The sequence below is a fragment of the Sphingomonas phoenicis genome, from assembly GCF_047238005.1.
Lineage (GTDB): Bacteria > Pseudomonadota > Alphaproteobacteria > Sphingomonadales > Sphingomonadaceae > Sphingomonas.
Window position 1 is genome coordinate 1,539,834 of record NZ_JBDFMC010000002.1, and the last position, 13,518, is coordinate 1,553,351.

16 protein-coding genes are annotated in these 13,518 nt (G+C 70.3%); 4 read left to right on the top strand and 12 right to left on the bottom strand.

Annotated elements, in window-relative coordinates; genetic code table 11:
* Positions 1 to 32: 32 nt before the first annotated feature.
* The 3 genes from ABC319_RS08610 (at position 33) to ribA (ending at position 2,699) form a co-directional block, all read left to right on the top strand.
* On the top strand, positions 33 to 641 hold the full coding sequence (locus tag ABC319_RS08610) for a LolA family protein (protein WP_413069823.1): 609 nt from the start codon (positions 33 to 35) through the stop codon (positions 639 to 641).
* Between the two features lie 217 nt (positions 642 to 858).
* Positions 859 to 1,641, top strand: coding sequence for an exodeoxyribonuclease III (locus ABC319_RS08615; protein WP_413069824.1), 783 nt, complete (start codon positions 859 to 861; stop codon positions 1,639 to 1,641).
* A complete protein-coding gene (ribA, locus tag ABC319_RS08620) occupies positions 1,635 to 2,699 on the top strand; it encodes a GTP cyclohydrolase II (protein WP_413071660.1) in 1,065 nt (354 codons plus the stop codon). The genes ABC319_RS08615 and ribA overlap by 7 nt, the downstream gene beginning before the upstream one ends.
* 182 nt (positions 2,700 to 2,881) lie before the next feature.
* On the opposite strand, the gene ABC319_RS08625 is transcribed toward ribA, so the two are convergent.
* Both ABC319_RS08625 and fliD read right to left on the bottom strand, forming a co-directional pair.
* Positions 2,882 to 3,283: a flagellar protein FliS gene (locus ABC319_RS08625; RefSeq protein ID WP_413069825.1), complete on the bottom strand. Its 402-nt coding sequence runs from the start codon at positions 3,281 to 3,283 to the stop codon at positions 2,882 to 2,884.
* Positions 3,283 to 4,719 carry a flagellar filament capping protein FliD gene (gene fliD / locus ABC319_RS08630; RefSeq protein WP_413069826.1) on the bottom strand — a complete coding sequence of 479 codons (1,437 nt, stop codon included), beginning with the start codon at positions 4,717 to 4,719 and terminating at the stop codon, positions 3,283 to 3,285. The genes ABC319_RS08625 and fliD overlap by 1 nt, the downstream gene beginning before the upstream one ends.
* On the opposite strand from fliD, the gene ABC319_RS08635 reads away from it, so the two are divergent.
* A complete protein-coding gene (locus tag ABC319_RS08635) occupies positions 4,694 to 4,888 on the top strand; it encodes a hypothetical protein (protein WP_413069827.1) in 195 nt (64 codons plus the stop codon). The two genes, fliD and ABC319_RS08635, sit on opposite strands and share 26 nt — an antisense overlap.
* Before the next feature lie 341 nt (positions 4,889 to 5,229).
* Here ABC319_RS08635 and ABC319_RS08640 read toward each other — a convergent pair whose 3' ends face one another.
* From ABC319_RS08640 to ABC319_RS08685, 10 genes are all read right to left on the bottom strand, one after another.
* On the bottom strand, positions 5,230 to 6,357 hold the full coding sequence (locus tag ABC319_RS08640) for an EscU/YscU/HrcU family type III secretion system export apparatus switch protein (RefSeq protein ID WP_413069828.1): 1,128 nt from the start codon (positions 6,355 to 6,357) through the stop codon (positions 5,230 to 5,232).
* Positions 6,358 to 6,363: 6 nt separating this feature from the next.
* Complete coding sequence (fliR, locus tag ABC319_RS08645; protein ID WP_413069829.1) at positions 6,364 to 7,137, bottom strand: flagellar biosynthetic protein FliR; 774 nt, start codon at positions 7,135 to 7,137, stop codon at positions 6,364 to 6,366.
* Between the two features lie 232 nt (positions 7,138 to 7,369).
* Positions 7,370 to 7,639, bottom strand: a complete 270-nt coding sequence (gene fliQ, locus ABC319_RS08650) for a flagellar biosynthesis protein FliQ (RefSeq protein WP_413069830.1) — start codon at positions 7,637 to 7,639, stop codon at positions 7,370 to 7,372.
* Positions 7,640 to 7,804: 165 nt separating this feature from the next.
* The gene (fliP, locus tag ABC319_RS08655) at positions 7,805 to 8,692 is read right to left on the bottom strand and encodes a flagellar type III secretion system pore protein FliP (RefSeq protein ID WP_413069831.1); all 888 of its coding nucleotides are present in this window, start codon (positions 8,690 to 8,692) and stop codon (positions 7,805 to 7,807) included.
* Positions 8,689 to 8,943: a flagellar biosynthetic protein FliO gene (locus ABC319_RS08660; protein WP_413069832.1), complete on the bottom strand. Its 255-nt coding sequence runs from the start codon at positions 8,941 to 8,943 to the stop codon at positions 8,689 to 8,691. Before ABC319_RS08660 ends, fliP begins: the two co-directional genes overlap by 4 nt.
* Positions 8,944 to 8,947: 4 nt before the next feature.
* On the bottom strand, positions 8,948 to 9,250 hold the full coding sequence (fliN, locus tag ABC319_RS08665) for a flagellar motor switch protein FliN (RefSeq protein WP_413069833.1): 303 nt from the start codon (positions 9,248 to 9,250) through the stop codon (positions 8,948 to 8,950).
* Positions 9,247 to 10,203, bottom strand: coding sequence for a FliM/FliN family flagellar motor switch protein (locus tag ABC319_RS08670; protein ID WP_413069834.1), 957 nt, complete (start codon positions 10,201 to 10,203; stop codon positions 9,247 to 9,249). The genes fliN and ABC319_RS08670 overlap by 4 nt, the downstream gene beginning before the upstream one ends.
* 3 nt (positions 10,204 to 10,206) lie before the next feature.
* Entirely contained in the window at positions 10,207 to 10,866 is a 660-nt protein-coding gene (locus ABC319_RS08675; protein WP_413069835.1) for a flagellar basal body-associated FliL family protein, read from the bottom strand.
* Between the two features lie 22 nt (positions 10,867 to 10,888).
* Positions 10,889 to 13,051: a flagellar hook-length control protein FliK gene (locus ABC319_RS08680; RefSeq protein WP_413069836.1), complete on the bottom strand. Its 2,163-nt coding sequence runs from the start codon at positions 13,049 to 13,051 to the stop codon at positions 10,889 to 10,891.
* Between the two features lie 41 nt (positions 13,052 to 13,092).
* A complete protein-coding gene (locus ABC319_RS08685) occupies positions 13,093 to 13,509 on the bottom strand; it encodes a hypothetical protein (RefSeq protein ID WP_413069837.1) in 417 nt (138 codons plus the stop codon).
* Positions 13,510 to 13,518 lie beyond the last annotated feature (9 nt).

Here is a 13,518-nt window from a genome sequence, read left to right on the forward strand (position 1 = left end):
CGGCCCGATGGCGCCGTCCCAAGGAGAAGTCGATGTTCCGCTACCTGCCGCTCGCGGCGATCACCGTCCTGGCCGCCCCGGCCACCGCGCAGAGCGGCGACCTCGCCGCCGTTCAGCGCCACCTCCAGGCCGTGACCACGCTGGTCGCCGACTTCTCGCAGACCGACCGCAACGGCCAGGTGCTGACGGGTACGCTGACCTGGAAACAACCGGGCAACATCCGTTTCCAGTACCAGAAGGGCGTGCCGCTGCTGATCGTGGCAGAGGGCGGGGCCCTCACCTTCGTCGACTATTCGGTCAAGCAGGTGCAGCGCTGGCCGATCCGCAACTCGCCGCTGGGCGTCCTGCTCGATCCCACGCGCGATCTGTCGCGGTTCGCGAAGGTGGTGCCGGGCGACGCCGGCGACCGGCTGGTGTCGGTGGAGGCGACCGATCCCAAACATCCGGAGATCGGCCGCATCACGCTGGTGTTCGCCCGCCAGCCGGGCGCGCCGGGCGGGCTGGCGCTGCAGGGCTGGGTCGCGCTCGACAGCCAGAACAACCGGACGACGATCCGCCTGTCCGACCAGCGGTACGGTGCGCCGGTGGCATCGAACGCGTTTCGCTGGGTCGATCCGCGGCGAACCGCCGGTCGCAAATAGATTTTTCATTCATGCGGGCGACAGGTTGGCACGGCTATTGAAGACCTCGCGGATGTGGGGCGTCCGGGATTTCCCCCCTGTTGCCCGGACAATGACCTGCTTCCCGCCTGCGTGACGAACGCTAGGTCGGCCCTCGCTCCATGCCCCCGGAGCGGGGGCCTTTCCTTTGACAAGGCCCGCCTTGTCCCCCCGGCCGCGCCGGTTTAACCGGAACTCCGTGAAGATCGTCTCCTGGAACATCAACTCGGTGCGCTTCCGCATCGACATCGTCGAACGCTTCCTGCGCGACGTCGCGCCCGACATCCTGTGCCTTCAGGAAACCAAGGTCCTCGACCAGGATTTCCCCCACGCTCCCTTCAAGGCATTGGGATACCGGCATGTCCTGATCCACGGGCAGAAGATGCACCACGGCGTCGCCATCGTCAGCCGCGTACCCGTGGTGGAGGACGACCGCCTCGACTGGCAGGCCAACCGCGAGGCCCGCCACCTCGGCGTCCGCCTGCCCAACGGCGTACGGCTCGAGAATGTCTACGTCCCCGCCGGCGGCGACGTGCCGGACCGGGATGTGAACCCCAAGTTCGGCCAGAAGCTGGATTTCATCGAGCGGATGACCCGATGGTCCGAAACGCTGGCCTCCCCCACCCTGCTGGTCGGCGACTTCAACATCGCACCCCTGCCCGAGGATGTGTGGAGCCACAAGCAACTGCTCGACGTGGTCAGCCACACGCCGATCGAGGTCGAGGCTTTGGGGCGACTGCAGGCGGCAGCGGACTGGGTCGATCTGGGGCGGCATTTCCATCCTGCGCCGGCGCGGCTGCACACCTGGTGGAGCTACCGCGCCAAGGATTGGGCCGCGTCGGACCGGGGTCGGCGGCTGGATCATATGTGGGGGACGCGCGACGTGGCGGCGCAGGCGACCCGGCACACCGTGTTCGAGCATTGCCGCAGCTGGCTGAAGCCGTCGGACCACATCCCGATCATGACCGAGTTCGCCTGGTGAGCGGCGCCCGCGACGTGGCGCGCGCGATCGACGCGCTGCGCCGCGGCTGGCCGATCGCGATCCGGGCGCCGGGCGAGGATCCGCTGGTGCTGCTGGCGGTGGAGACGGCCGATCCACGATCGCTCGACACGTTCGCGCCGGCAGGTGCGTATCCGGTGCTGATCTCCAGCGGGCGGGCGGCGACGTTGAAGCTGACCAACCAGCTGGCCGCGGCGGACCCCGATCTGCCGGTCGTGATCGAGCCCGCACCCTGGCTGGACTTCGACACCGCGGTGGCGCTCGCCGATCCGGCGCTGGACCTGGCGACACCGCTGAAGGGGCCGTTCCGGACCGCGGAGGTCGATCGCCCCGCCGCGTCGCTGGCGGCACTGCGGCTGGCGCGGATCGCGGGGTTGTTGCCGGCCTTCTTCATCGACGGGATCGATCCCGAGGTGACGATCGAGCCGGGTGCGATCGACCGGCATCAGGATGCCGGCGGGCTGAGGATCGCGACGCGGGCGCGATTGCCGGTGGATGGGGCGGAAGACGCGGAGATCATTGCCTTTCGCGCCCCCGATGCGGCGGACGAGCATGTCGCGTTGCTGATCGGCCAGCCGGACGGCCGGGCACCGCTGGTACGGCTGCACAGCGAGTGCCTGACCGGCGACGTGCTGGGCAGCCTGAAGTGCGATTGCGGGCCGCAGCTGCGCGCGGCGATCGCGGCCATCCGGGCGCACGGCTGGGGTATCCTGTTGTATTTGCGGCAGGAAGGGCGCGGGATCGGACTGGTCAACAAGCTGCGCGCGTACCGGTTGCAGGATCAGGGTTTCGACACGGTCGACGCCAACACGCGGCTGGGCTTCGCCGTCGACGCCCGCGATTTCGGCGTGGCGGCGCGGATGCTGGACCTGATGGGCCAGCGGCAGGTCCGGCTGCTCACCAACAATCCGGCCAAGGTCGCGGGGCTGGAAGCCGCCGGGATCGCAGTGGTCGAGCGGGTGCCCCATGCCCTGCCCGCGAACCCGCACAACGAACGATATCTGGCGACGAAGCGAGACCGGACCGGGCACCAGCTATAGGCGGGCCGGGGCGGAAGGTAAGGCTAAGGTAAGGCGAAACGCAGCGAGAGCGGCATGGCGACCGGCCCGCGACCCACCTCGCAACGGGCCCCCGACGCAGCCGGATCGACGATGGCTGACGATGATGCGAACGCCGGGCATCGTGCGGCTTTACCCGACCTAGCCCCGTGTAGGACAGCCGGTCAGGCGGCAGTGGCGGTGGCCCAGGCGGCGGCGATCTCGGCAAGATTGTCGGCGGCGATGCGGAACGGGGCGGGATCGGTACCGATCGAGGCATCGACGATCGTGCGCCGGGCGCCGGCATAGATGCGCGACAGCGTCTTCGACAGCTCGCCGCCCTGATCATAGTCGAGCCCGGATTCGAGCGCGAAGAGGATCGCGGTGGCGCGGGTCACGCGCTCGCTCTTGACGCGGTAATTGCCGTGTTCCGCCGCGGACGCGGCCGCGCGCAACGCCGCCAGCAGCTCGGTATAGAGCAGCTGGACCAGCTTGGGGCCGCTCGCCGCCTGGCTGGTACGGCCGGCGGCGTCGATCTCGCGATAGGTCGCCCAGGGATCGCGGAGGAGGGTGGATGCGTAGGCCATCAATTGTCGCTCTGGTTCCAGGCCTTGATTTGCTGTTCGAGGAAGGTCTGCGACGCCTTGTAGGCGGCGACGCGGGCATCCATCGCGGCATATTGCTGGGTCAGCCGGTTGGTCATGGCCGTTGCCGCATCGCTCACCTTGGTCTTCTGTTCGGCGATGGTCGTGCTCGTCTTCGTATAGCGGGCGGTGGCGGCGTCGAGACCGAAGGTCTTGTCGGTCGCCTTGGCCGCGATGCCTGACAAAACTTCCGTCAGGCCGCCCTTGCCGGCGGCATCGACCGCAAAGATCGCCTCCACGCCGGCAGGATCGCGCGCCATGACGGCGGCCAGCTTCTTGCTGTCGAGCTTCAGGCTGCCGTCGCGCTTGTCGGTATCGGTCGAAACGCCCAGATCGGCCAGCGTCTGCGGCCCGCCCGTCGTCGACGTGGTGAGCTTCGCCAGCGTCAGCTGGGCGAGCGAGCGGCCCAGCGCGGCAGCGACTGGATCGCCGCGCAGCACGCCGTCGACGTTGTTGGTCTCTTCCTTGATCAGGCTCTGGAGTTCGTTGAACGTCGCGACGACATCCTCGACCGCCTGGGTCAGCGCGCTGCCCGGCGAGGTCGCCGCCAGCGTGACCGGCGTCGTCGAGGTCGCGACCAGATCGAGATTGATGCCCGGCAGCAGATCGGTGATCGAGTTGGTGGCGCGCGAGAAGCTGGCGCCGTCGAGCGTCAGCAGCGCATCGCGCGCGGCGGAGCCGATCGTGGTGCCGGTCGCGTTGCCGCCGACCGACAGGCTGGCGAGCCCCTGCCCCGCGGCGGTGCCATCGGCATCGGCGCCGACGATCTCGAACGCCTGCGCCGCGCCGGTCGCCCCCTTGATGGTCAGGCGGACGCCGCCATTGTCGTTGACGAGGCTGGTCTGCAGCCCCGTCTCCTTCCTGATCTGCGTGGCGATCTGGTCGAGCGTGGCGTCCTGCGGCACGGTGATCGGCACGGACTTCGTCGGCGACAGCGTGGTCGTGCCGCCGGTGGTGACGTAGCTGCCGATGTTGACGGTCAGGGTGCCGCCACGGAACGGCTGCGTGGCGGGCACCGCGGTGTTCGTGGTCGCGGCCTGAGGCGCGGCGAGCTGGCTGACGGTCAGCTGCGCGGACAGGCCGATCGCGCTGGCGCCGGACTGGAGCGACAGCCTGGCGACGCCCGTGTTGGAGCTGGACGGCTGGGTGGTGAGCGTGCCGCCCTTCACCAGCGCCTTCAGCGCGGTATCGAACCCGGTGATCCCCGCCTTCAGCTTGGCGACGCCGGAGATCTGGGAGGTGAGCGTATCGGTCTGCTTGGTCAGCAGCGCGTTCTTGGCGGCGAACTGCGCCTCCACCAGCGACTTCACGAGCGCCTTGGTATCGACGCCGGAGCCGGTGCCGAGCGTCTTGGTGATCGATTCGCTGATCGTCGTCATCGCCGGTTCCTTGTCACGTCTGGTTAAACGGCCGCCGGGCGGAGAGATTTACCGGAAATCGCCGGCGTCCGGCGGAAAGCGCGGCGAAGCGATGCGGGCGGCGAATGTTGAGGAAGTTGACGGTCTCGAGGGTTCGTCGCCGGCAGGTATGTTGCGACAGGATGGCTGACGTATTCGTCGTCTTTCCAGCGTGACATGTGGACGTTGCGACACGCCGCCGCCCCGGCCTTCGCCGGGGTGATCGCAGAACTGATGCCGGCCGGCTGTACGGCAACGATTGCGACGCGGAAGAGCAGCAAGTCCATGACGAGAGAGCATGCCCTCTCCCCGTAGCAACAAGGGGCGCAGCCGGATCGCGGGTCACGTTCGGGATGACGGGCAAGGGAACCGGCGGGATCGTGGCGATCGCCCGACCGGAGGAGTGCCGGGCCTGCCGGATGGTTGCCGATCCTGCCCATGTCGGATCGGCATCTATCACGAGCGCGGCGGCGTAGGACAGGCGAGCCGCGGTCATGCCGTCTTCTGCCCGTTCTCGTCGAAGCGCGCGGTGTCGGGCACCTCGATCAATGGCTGGCCGCCACCGGCCGCTGCGTTGACGCCGAAGACGAAGGCCAGCACGGTGGCGATCGGCAGGTAGAGGTCGTCGCGAACCTCCTGCCCCTCGCGGCTGGTGTAGTAGACGGCGCGGGCGAGCTGAGCATATTCCAGCACCGGCACCGCGATCTCGCCCGCCAGCTCGCGGATCGCGAGCGCGGTGGCACCGCGCCCCTTGGCGACCACCACCGGCACCTGGTCGCGCCCACGGTCGTAGCGCAGCGCGACGGCGAAGTGGGTCGGGTTGGTCAGGACGACATGCGCCTCCTGCACCGCCTTGCGCATGCCGCCCGACAGGATCTCGCGCATCTTCATGCGCATATGTCCCTTCGCCTCCGGATTGCCCTCGCTCTCCTTGTGCTCGTCCTTCACCTCCTGCTTGGTCATGCGCATCTGGCCGAGGCGGCGGACGATCTGGATCCACACGTCCATGCCGCCGATCGCGACCAGCCCCATGCTCATCGCGATCATGATGCCGGTGAAGGTGCCGCCGACCTGTTGCAGCGCCTCGTCGAGGTTGGACTGCGACAGGCCCAGCGTCGAACGCGACGCCTTCCACAGCATCCAGCCGCCGACGGTGCCGAGCAGGATCACCTTCAGCAGCGACTTGCCCAGCTCTATCCAGCCGTTCATGCCCAGCACCCGCTTCAGGCCGGAGGCGGGATTGATGCGCTTGAACTTCGGACCCATCAGCCCGGCGTTGAAGCCGACATTGCCCAGCATCACGCCGCTGACGATCGCGGCCGCCATGCTGATCGCCAGCAGCGAGCCCATCGGCAGCGCCAGGCGCCAGCCGGCCTGCGCCAGCGGGCGCCACGGCGAGAAGCTCTCGACATCGGCGCGGCCGAACTGGAAGCTGGCGGCCATCACCTCGCGGCAGGCGGACAGCAGTGCGGGGCCCATGAAGGCGAGCCATGCGACGCCCGCCAGCACGACCAGCGCGGTGGCGAGATCGCGGGAGCGCAGGACATTGCCGTCGTCGGCCGCCTGTTGCCTGCGCTTGGCGGTTGGAGCTTCTGTCTTTTCGCCGCCTGACTCCGACATCGCCGGTCAGCCCAGAACGATGGTCTGGAGCGCACCCAGACTCTCGCGGATGATGACCAGCATGTAATCGCCCATCGCCGGGAAGGCGACGGCCATCGCGATCACGCCGACCGCGAGGCTGGCGGGCATGCCGACCGAGAAGAGGTTGAGCGCGGGGGCGGCGCGGCTCATCATGCCGACGACCAGGTTGAGGCAGAGGAGCAGGAAGCCGACCGGCAGCGCCAGCAGCAGCCCGGCGAGGAAGGCATAGCCGCCGAAGAAGGCGATCGCCTTCAGCCGGTCCGCCCCCAGCCAGGCGGCGCCGGGGGGCAGCGCCTCGTAGCTCTTCACCAGCATGTCGACGAGGACGAGGTGCCCGTCGACCGACAGGAACAGCAGCGTCAGCATTACCGACATGAACTGGCCGAGCGCCGGGGTGGAGCGGCCGTTCTGCGGATCGATCGACGAGGCGAAGCCGATCCCCATCGATCCGCCGATCAGCTCGCTGGCGATCAGCGGCGCGGCGAACGCGGTCTGGAGGATGAAGCCCATGGCGAGGCCGACCAGCGCCTCTCCGGCGACCGCGACGAAGGTGGTGACGGCGAAGACATTGGGGGGCGGCGTGATGCTGTGGGTGGACAGGACGAGGATACCGATCGCGCCCGACAGCGACACGCGCACGGTCACCGGCAGCGACACCGCCCCGAACACGGGCGCGGCGACGAACGCCGCGCCGATCCGGACCATGACGAAGACCAGCGCCCAGATCTGGGGCTCGATGGCGAGGCCTAATCCGAGCACCTGATCTCCCCTCCCGCGTGCGGGAGGGGTTGGGGGAGGGCATAGCCGCGAGCGGGGCGCCAGATGGCACTCCCCTCCCCCAGCCCCTCCCGCAGGCGGGAGGGGAGCAAGGCTCGCCCGGACGGCGCGCCGCGGCAAAGCCGCGTCGTCGGACGGGTGCTGCGCCCCGCCGGCCGCGCTAGCGCCCCGGCTGGCGCCGGTCGCGCGGACGTTGCCGCGCTGGCGCTGCGCGTCACTTAACAAGATCCGGAATGCGCTCGAACATGCCGATCGTGAAGTCGCTCAGCAGCCCCAGGATCAGGCTGCCGAAGATCAGGATCGACAGCGCGACCACGACCAGCTTCGGCACGAAGGTGAGCGTCTGCTCGTTGATCGAGGTCGCGGCCTGGACCATGCCGAGGATCAGGCCCGCCAGCAGCGCCGGCACCAGGATCGGGGCGCTGGCGAGGGCGAGGACCCACATGGTCTGGTTGGCGATCGTCAGGAAATAGTCGGCGTCCATCGTGTCGTCCTCGATCCACCGTGGATCATCAAATCTTGCTACCCCGGCGGAGGCCGGGGCCCAGTCGGGAAGGCGTCGGCGATGGAGCGGCGGGGTCCCCCGACTGGACCCCGGCCTTCGCCGGGGTGGACAGGGGCCGGCGGCGCGCAACACCTTCGACGGCGGTCACGTCACGAACGAGTTCGCCAGGCTGCCCATGGTCAGCGCCCAGCCGTCGACCAGCACGAACAGGAGGAGCTTGAACGGCAGCGAGATGATCGTCGGCGACAGCATCGCCATGCCGAGGCTCATCAGCACGGTCGCGACGACCAGATCGATGACGATGAACGGCAGGAAGATCAGGAAGCCGATCTGGAACGCGGTCTTCAGCTCCGACGTGATGAACGCGGGCAGCAGGACCGAGAAGGGAATGTCCTTCGGGCTGGCGAAGGGGCCGGTCTTGCCCATGTCGGCGAACATCTTCAGGTCCTTGACCCGCGTCTGCTTGGTCATGAAATCGTGGAGCGGGGCGCCGGCGGTCGAGATCATCTGGGTGCCCGCCAGCTGGCCGGCGGCATAGGGCTGGATCGCGGTCGTGTTGATCTGGTTGATCGTCGGCGCCATGATGAACAGCGACAGGAACAGCGACAGGCCGATCAGCACCTGGTTGGGCGGCGTCTGCTGAAGCCCCAGCGCCTGGCGCAGCACCGCCAGCACGATGATGATCCGGGTGAAGCTGGTCATCATCAGGAGGATGCCCGGCAGGATCGTTAGCAGGCCCATGATGATCAGGACCTGCAGCGACAGCGACAGCGGCGCCGACTGGCCCTGGCTCTGCCCGCCCAGCTGGCCGAGCGCACGGTCGACCGCGTCGCCGACGCCCGGCACCGGCGCGCCCGGCGCGCCGATCGGGGCACCTTGCGCGAACGCAGGCGCCGCGACGACCAGCGCGAGCAGCACGGCGAGCGCCACCCACAGCAGCGTCACCAGCGGCGAGCGGGCGGGTGCGGCGGCGGCGCGGCGGCCGCGGACCAGCGCGGGGCCATGCCCCTTGCGGGTGACCGAGATGCTCACTGGTCGGTCTTGTCGATCAGGGCGACGCCGCCGCGGCCGACCGAGACGAGCAGGCGCTTGCCCTCGAAATCCAGCACCGCGAGGCGCAGGCCGGGGGAGATCATCATCGTCTCGCGCACCGCGATCAGGCGATTGCACTGCTTGCCGGGCATGCGGCTTTCCAGCTTGCGCCACAGGTACAGGCAACCGATCATCAGGCCGCAGACCAGCGGCAGCAGCACGACCAGCTTCAGGATATAGGACCAGAGCATCGGATCAGCCGCGCTTTTCCGGAGAGACGAGCTCGGTCATTCGCACGCCGAAGCGCTCGCCGACGGTCACCACCTCGCCCCGGCCGATCAGCGTGCCGTTGACGAACACGTCGAGCAGCTCGCCGGCCTGGCGATCGAGCTCGATCACGCTGCCTTCGCCCAGCGCGAGGAGTTCGCGGAGCGTCAGGCTGGTCGACCCGATCTCGACCGTCAGCTTGACGTCGACATCCTGCAGCAGCCGGAAATTGTTGGCCACGCCGCCGGGGACGGCGGGATCGGCTGCGAAGCCGCCGGTCATGTCGTTCATGCAGTCAGTCCTTCATCGGTATCGGGTTGGGCGAGCGAGGTCAGGCGGATCGCCGCCCGCCCGTTGGAGGTGCCGACCGTGCCGCAGCCCAGCCGGTCGCGACCGACCATCACCGGCACGTCGGGCGCGATCGAGATCGGGATGACGTCGCCGGCCTTCAGCTCCATCAGGATGCTGAGCGGCACGACCGGCTCGGCCAGGACGGAGCGGACCGGAAAGCGGACGCCCATCGTCGCGCGGGCCAGGCCGTTGCGCCACGCCGGGTCCGGCTCCGCCTTGTCCAGCACCTTGCCGGTCAGGGTGGCGCCGTGCGGCTTCAGCGCGACGACGGGATAGAGGATGTCGACGAACATCGGCTGGCCGGGCGTGTCGACGCCGACGCGGGTGACGATCACCGCATCCTCGCCATCGATGTCGGCGGCCTGTTCCAGCCGGCCGGCGGCGAAGGACACGCGAGTCAGCGGCTCCCAGGCGGTGCCGAGCGCCTCGGCGAACATGCCCGCGATCCGCACCGCCATCGCATCGGCGGCCGGCGAGAACTCGGCCGGCATCGGCAGCGGCGCCACGCCCGCGCCGCCGAAGAACAGGTCGAGCATCTCGATCAGGAAACGCCCGTCGACGACGCACCATGCCTGGGTGCCGCCCTGCGGCGTACCGGGGGTCATCGCCAGCGGCAGCCACGCGGTCAGCAGGTCGCCGCGTTCCGCGCGGTAATCGGCGAAGCGCTGGACGCTGAGCGGCTCGGCGAACGAGCGCACCTCGCGCCGGAGCAGCGTTTCCCAGACGGGCCGCAACCCGCGGGCGAGCCGCGCTGACAGGTGCTGCAGCGTGTGGAGATCGCCGAACGGATTGAGCTTCTGCGCGCCCAGCACCGCCGCCTCCGCCGGCTCGCGCAGGGCGGCACCGACGCTCGCGCGGCTGCGTCTATCCGTGGTTGGCGTGGCGTTAACCATGCCTCACTGAACAACGAAACTGGTAAAGTAAACGTTACTGATCCCGCCGAATCCTTCCTTCTGCTGAAGCGTGTCGTTGATCGCCTTGACCAGCCGCTTCTGCAGTCCGCGCTTGCCGTCGGTCGAGAACACCGCCTCTTCGGACGTGTCGCTGAGCGTCATCAGCACCGCCGAGCGGACGGCGATGTCGTTGGTCTTCAGGTTGGTGATGACCTTGTCGTCATAGGGCGTCGAGACGGCCACGCCGACCTGGACGAAATGGACGGAATCCTGGAGGTTCGCGGTGAACTCCTTGTCCATGGCGTAATAGTTCGACGCGTACTGGTCGCCGCCATGCCCCGCCGGCGTGGGAATGCCGGCGTGCTCGCTCGACGCCTCGCCACCCTCTTCGCCACCGCCGCCATGGCCGCCGCCCTCGCCGCCTTCGCCGCCCTCTCCGGCGTGCTTCTGCTCGCTCTTGGGCACCAGCTTGGGCTTGTTCGGATCCTCCTGCTCGGCACCGTGTGCGGCACCGCCGCCGATCATTCCCGACTGCGCGGCATAGACGCCGGCACCGACGCCGCCGCCGACCAGCACCAGGAGCGCGACCGCGCCCATAATCAGCTTCTTCTTGCCGCCCTTCTTGGCGGGGGCCTCTTCCTTGGTGTCCTTCGCGTCACTCATCGGTGCTTTCCTTCAGATCTGATCAGGCGATGCGGGCATCGTCGTCGGCCTGCGCGGCCGTGGTGGTGGTGGCGGCGCCGGCGGGCCGCGTCGGAACGGCGGGCTGGGACTGACGCCCCGATCCCTGGCCCTGCGCCTGCGCCTGCGACCCGGCCGCGTGCGACTGCGCCGCGGTGCCGCCGGACGGCGTGGAGGGCGACTGCTGCTGGTTCTGCTGCGAGCCCTGTTGCTGGGTCTGGGACTGGGCGGCGGCCGTGGCCTCGACGCTGGTCTGGCCCAGTTTCAGGCCGCGCTGGTCGGCCGCCTCGGCCAGGCGCGGCTGCGCCTCCTGCAGCAGGGCGCGGGTCTGCGCCTGCTCGGCGGTGAAGCGGACGTGGATCGTGTCACCCTCGCGCGTCAGGCCGATATCGATCGCGCCGAGCGCGTCGGGGACGAGGCGGATGCGGGTGTCGTTGGCGTCGGCAGCGTCGCGCAGCGCCTCGATCCGGTCGACCATCGCCTGCGGCCAGCGCGGCTGCGACAGGTCCAGCGGCGCCTGCCCCGCCGTGTCCGCGGCGAGTGGCGCGGCAACGGTGGGCGCAGCCGCGACGGCGCCGGGCGAGGCGACGTCCATCGCGCCGGCGATGCGCGGCTGGCGGCGGTCCTGCTCATCCGCCGCGGCGATGGCCGGCGCGAAGACCGCCGCTGCGGGAGCGGCGGCGAGGATAGGTGGCGGCGCGGGGGGCGACGACGCAGCGGCGGACGGCTGGGCATTCGTGGCCGCCGCGGTGGGTCGTGACGCTTCGGCCGGCGCCGGCGCGGTCGGGTAACCGGCGGATGACGGCTGGACGGCGCCGGGTAGCGGATCGACGGCGACGGTGGTCGTCGGCGCGATCGCGACGCTATCCACCGGCCTGACGGGAACGCCCGGCGGAGCGATGCCGACGGCGGGAGCGGCCGGCGGCGTGGTCGCGGCGAAACGCCACGGGACGGTCGGTTCGGCGACCCGCGTGCTGTCCGTCGGCGGTGACGACCGGGTCGTGGCGGGTGCGATGACGGTGACGCCGGCCGGCAGGCGCGTTGCGGGCGCAAGCGGCTGCGGATCGGACGACGGCGCCATGGCGGGCGAAGGATCGCGAGCCTGCTCCGGGGCCTTTCGCAGCGGCCGCGCGGTAACCGGTGCCGCGATATTCGCCGCGGCGGGCGCCGCCGTCGGAGCGGATGCGATCGGCGCGGTCGGTGCGGCCGATGCCGGCGCGGGACCCGCCGCCGGTTCGTCGACCGGCTTCGCGACGGCGACCGTTTCGAGGGTGGCGGACGACGCGGCGATCGGCGGCGTCGCGGCGGCGATCGGCCGACCTGGCGCGGCGACCGGATCGGCGAGCGGCGGCAGCCCGGGCGTCACGGCCTGTGACGTCGACACCGCGACGATGTCGGCGGCGGCAACGGCTATCGGCAGCGGCTGGAGGACCGCCGTCGCGACGGCGGCGGGTGCGTCAGCCGTAGCGGGCGGCGCGGCATCGGCCCGTTCGCGCCGGAGCGGGCGATCGGATGCCTCGCGCCGCACCGCACGGGTGACCGGCTTGGCTGCCGGAGACTCCATGGTCGCAGGCGCCGCGCGGACAGGCTCGGCCCCGACGGGCTCGGCCTTGATAGGCTCGGGGGGTGCCGGCGGTTCGATCGGCTGGAGCGCCGCGGCGATCGTAACCACCACCGCCGTCGTGATCGGCAGAGCATCGGGCTCCACGACCGCGACATCCGTCTCTGCCGCGTCGGAAGCGAGCGGCGACGCCGGCACGGTGGGCGGCGCGAAACGGGAGCCGGCCGTGATCATCGGCGCGCCGGGAGCGGGTCGGCCGGGCCGGAATGCCTGCGGGGTGGCAGGGGTAGCGACGCCGTCCGGCAATGCCACCGGGCCGCCCGGCGCGGATGCCGACGTCGCGTCCGCCACGGCCGCCGGCGGCAGCAGCGCCAGCAGGTCGTCCGGCAAGATCTCGCCGTCGGCGGCATCCGCTTGCCGGTCGGGCAGTGCGAGGGCCACGGCCGGTGCGGCCGGCAGGACCGCCGCGAGCGCGATGCCCGCCGCCATCGTCGCACCCTGTTCCGGCAGCGCGAACGGCAGCGCCGCGCCGGCGCCCACCGCCACGGGAGCGGTGCCGCGGGGCGGGGCAGCGAGGGTCGGCAGGGAGGCGGCAAGGCTGATCATCAGGGACGCTCGGGCTTCCGGTCGTTACGGTCAGCCGGATATCAGCAAGGATCGTGCCGTTTGCGCGCCTGGGGTGGCGCGTTCTGCAGATCGCGCGCCTCGCGGTAGAGCGCGTCGAGCCGCGCGCGCTCCATCAGCTTCTCGACGGCGCTCTGGTCGCGGTGGGCGGCACGGCTGGCCGCAGCGGCCCGCAGCGTGCGCTGCTCGGCATTCATCACGCGGAACGCGGCGGCATCGGCGGACTGTTGCAGCCGCTCGCGGAACAGCGCGGTACCCGCCATCGCATAGGCGCCGGTGGCGGCCGGCGTCGGCGCCACCGCATCGACCAGCGCGGCGATACGGTGCGTCATCAGGGTCTCGCTTTCCAGCGTGGCGGCGGCGCGCGCCTCGTCAGCGCGGGCGAGGTTCAGCTGTGCGGTGCGGACGCGGTGGATGCGCGCCAGCGTCTTGCCGTTCACCGGATCCGC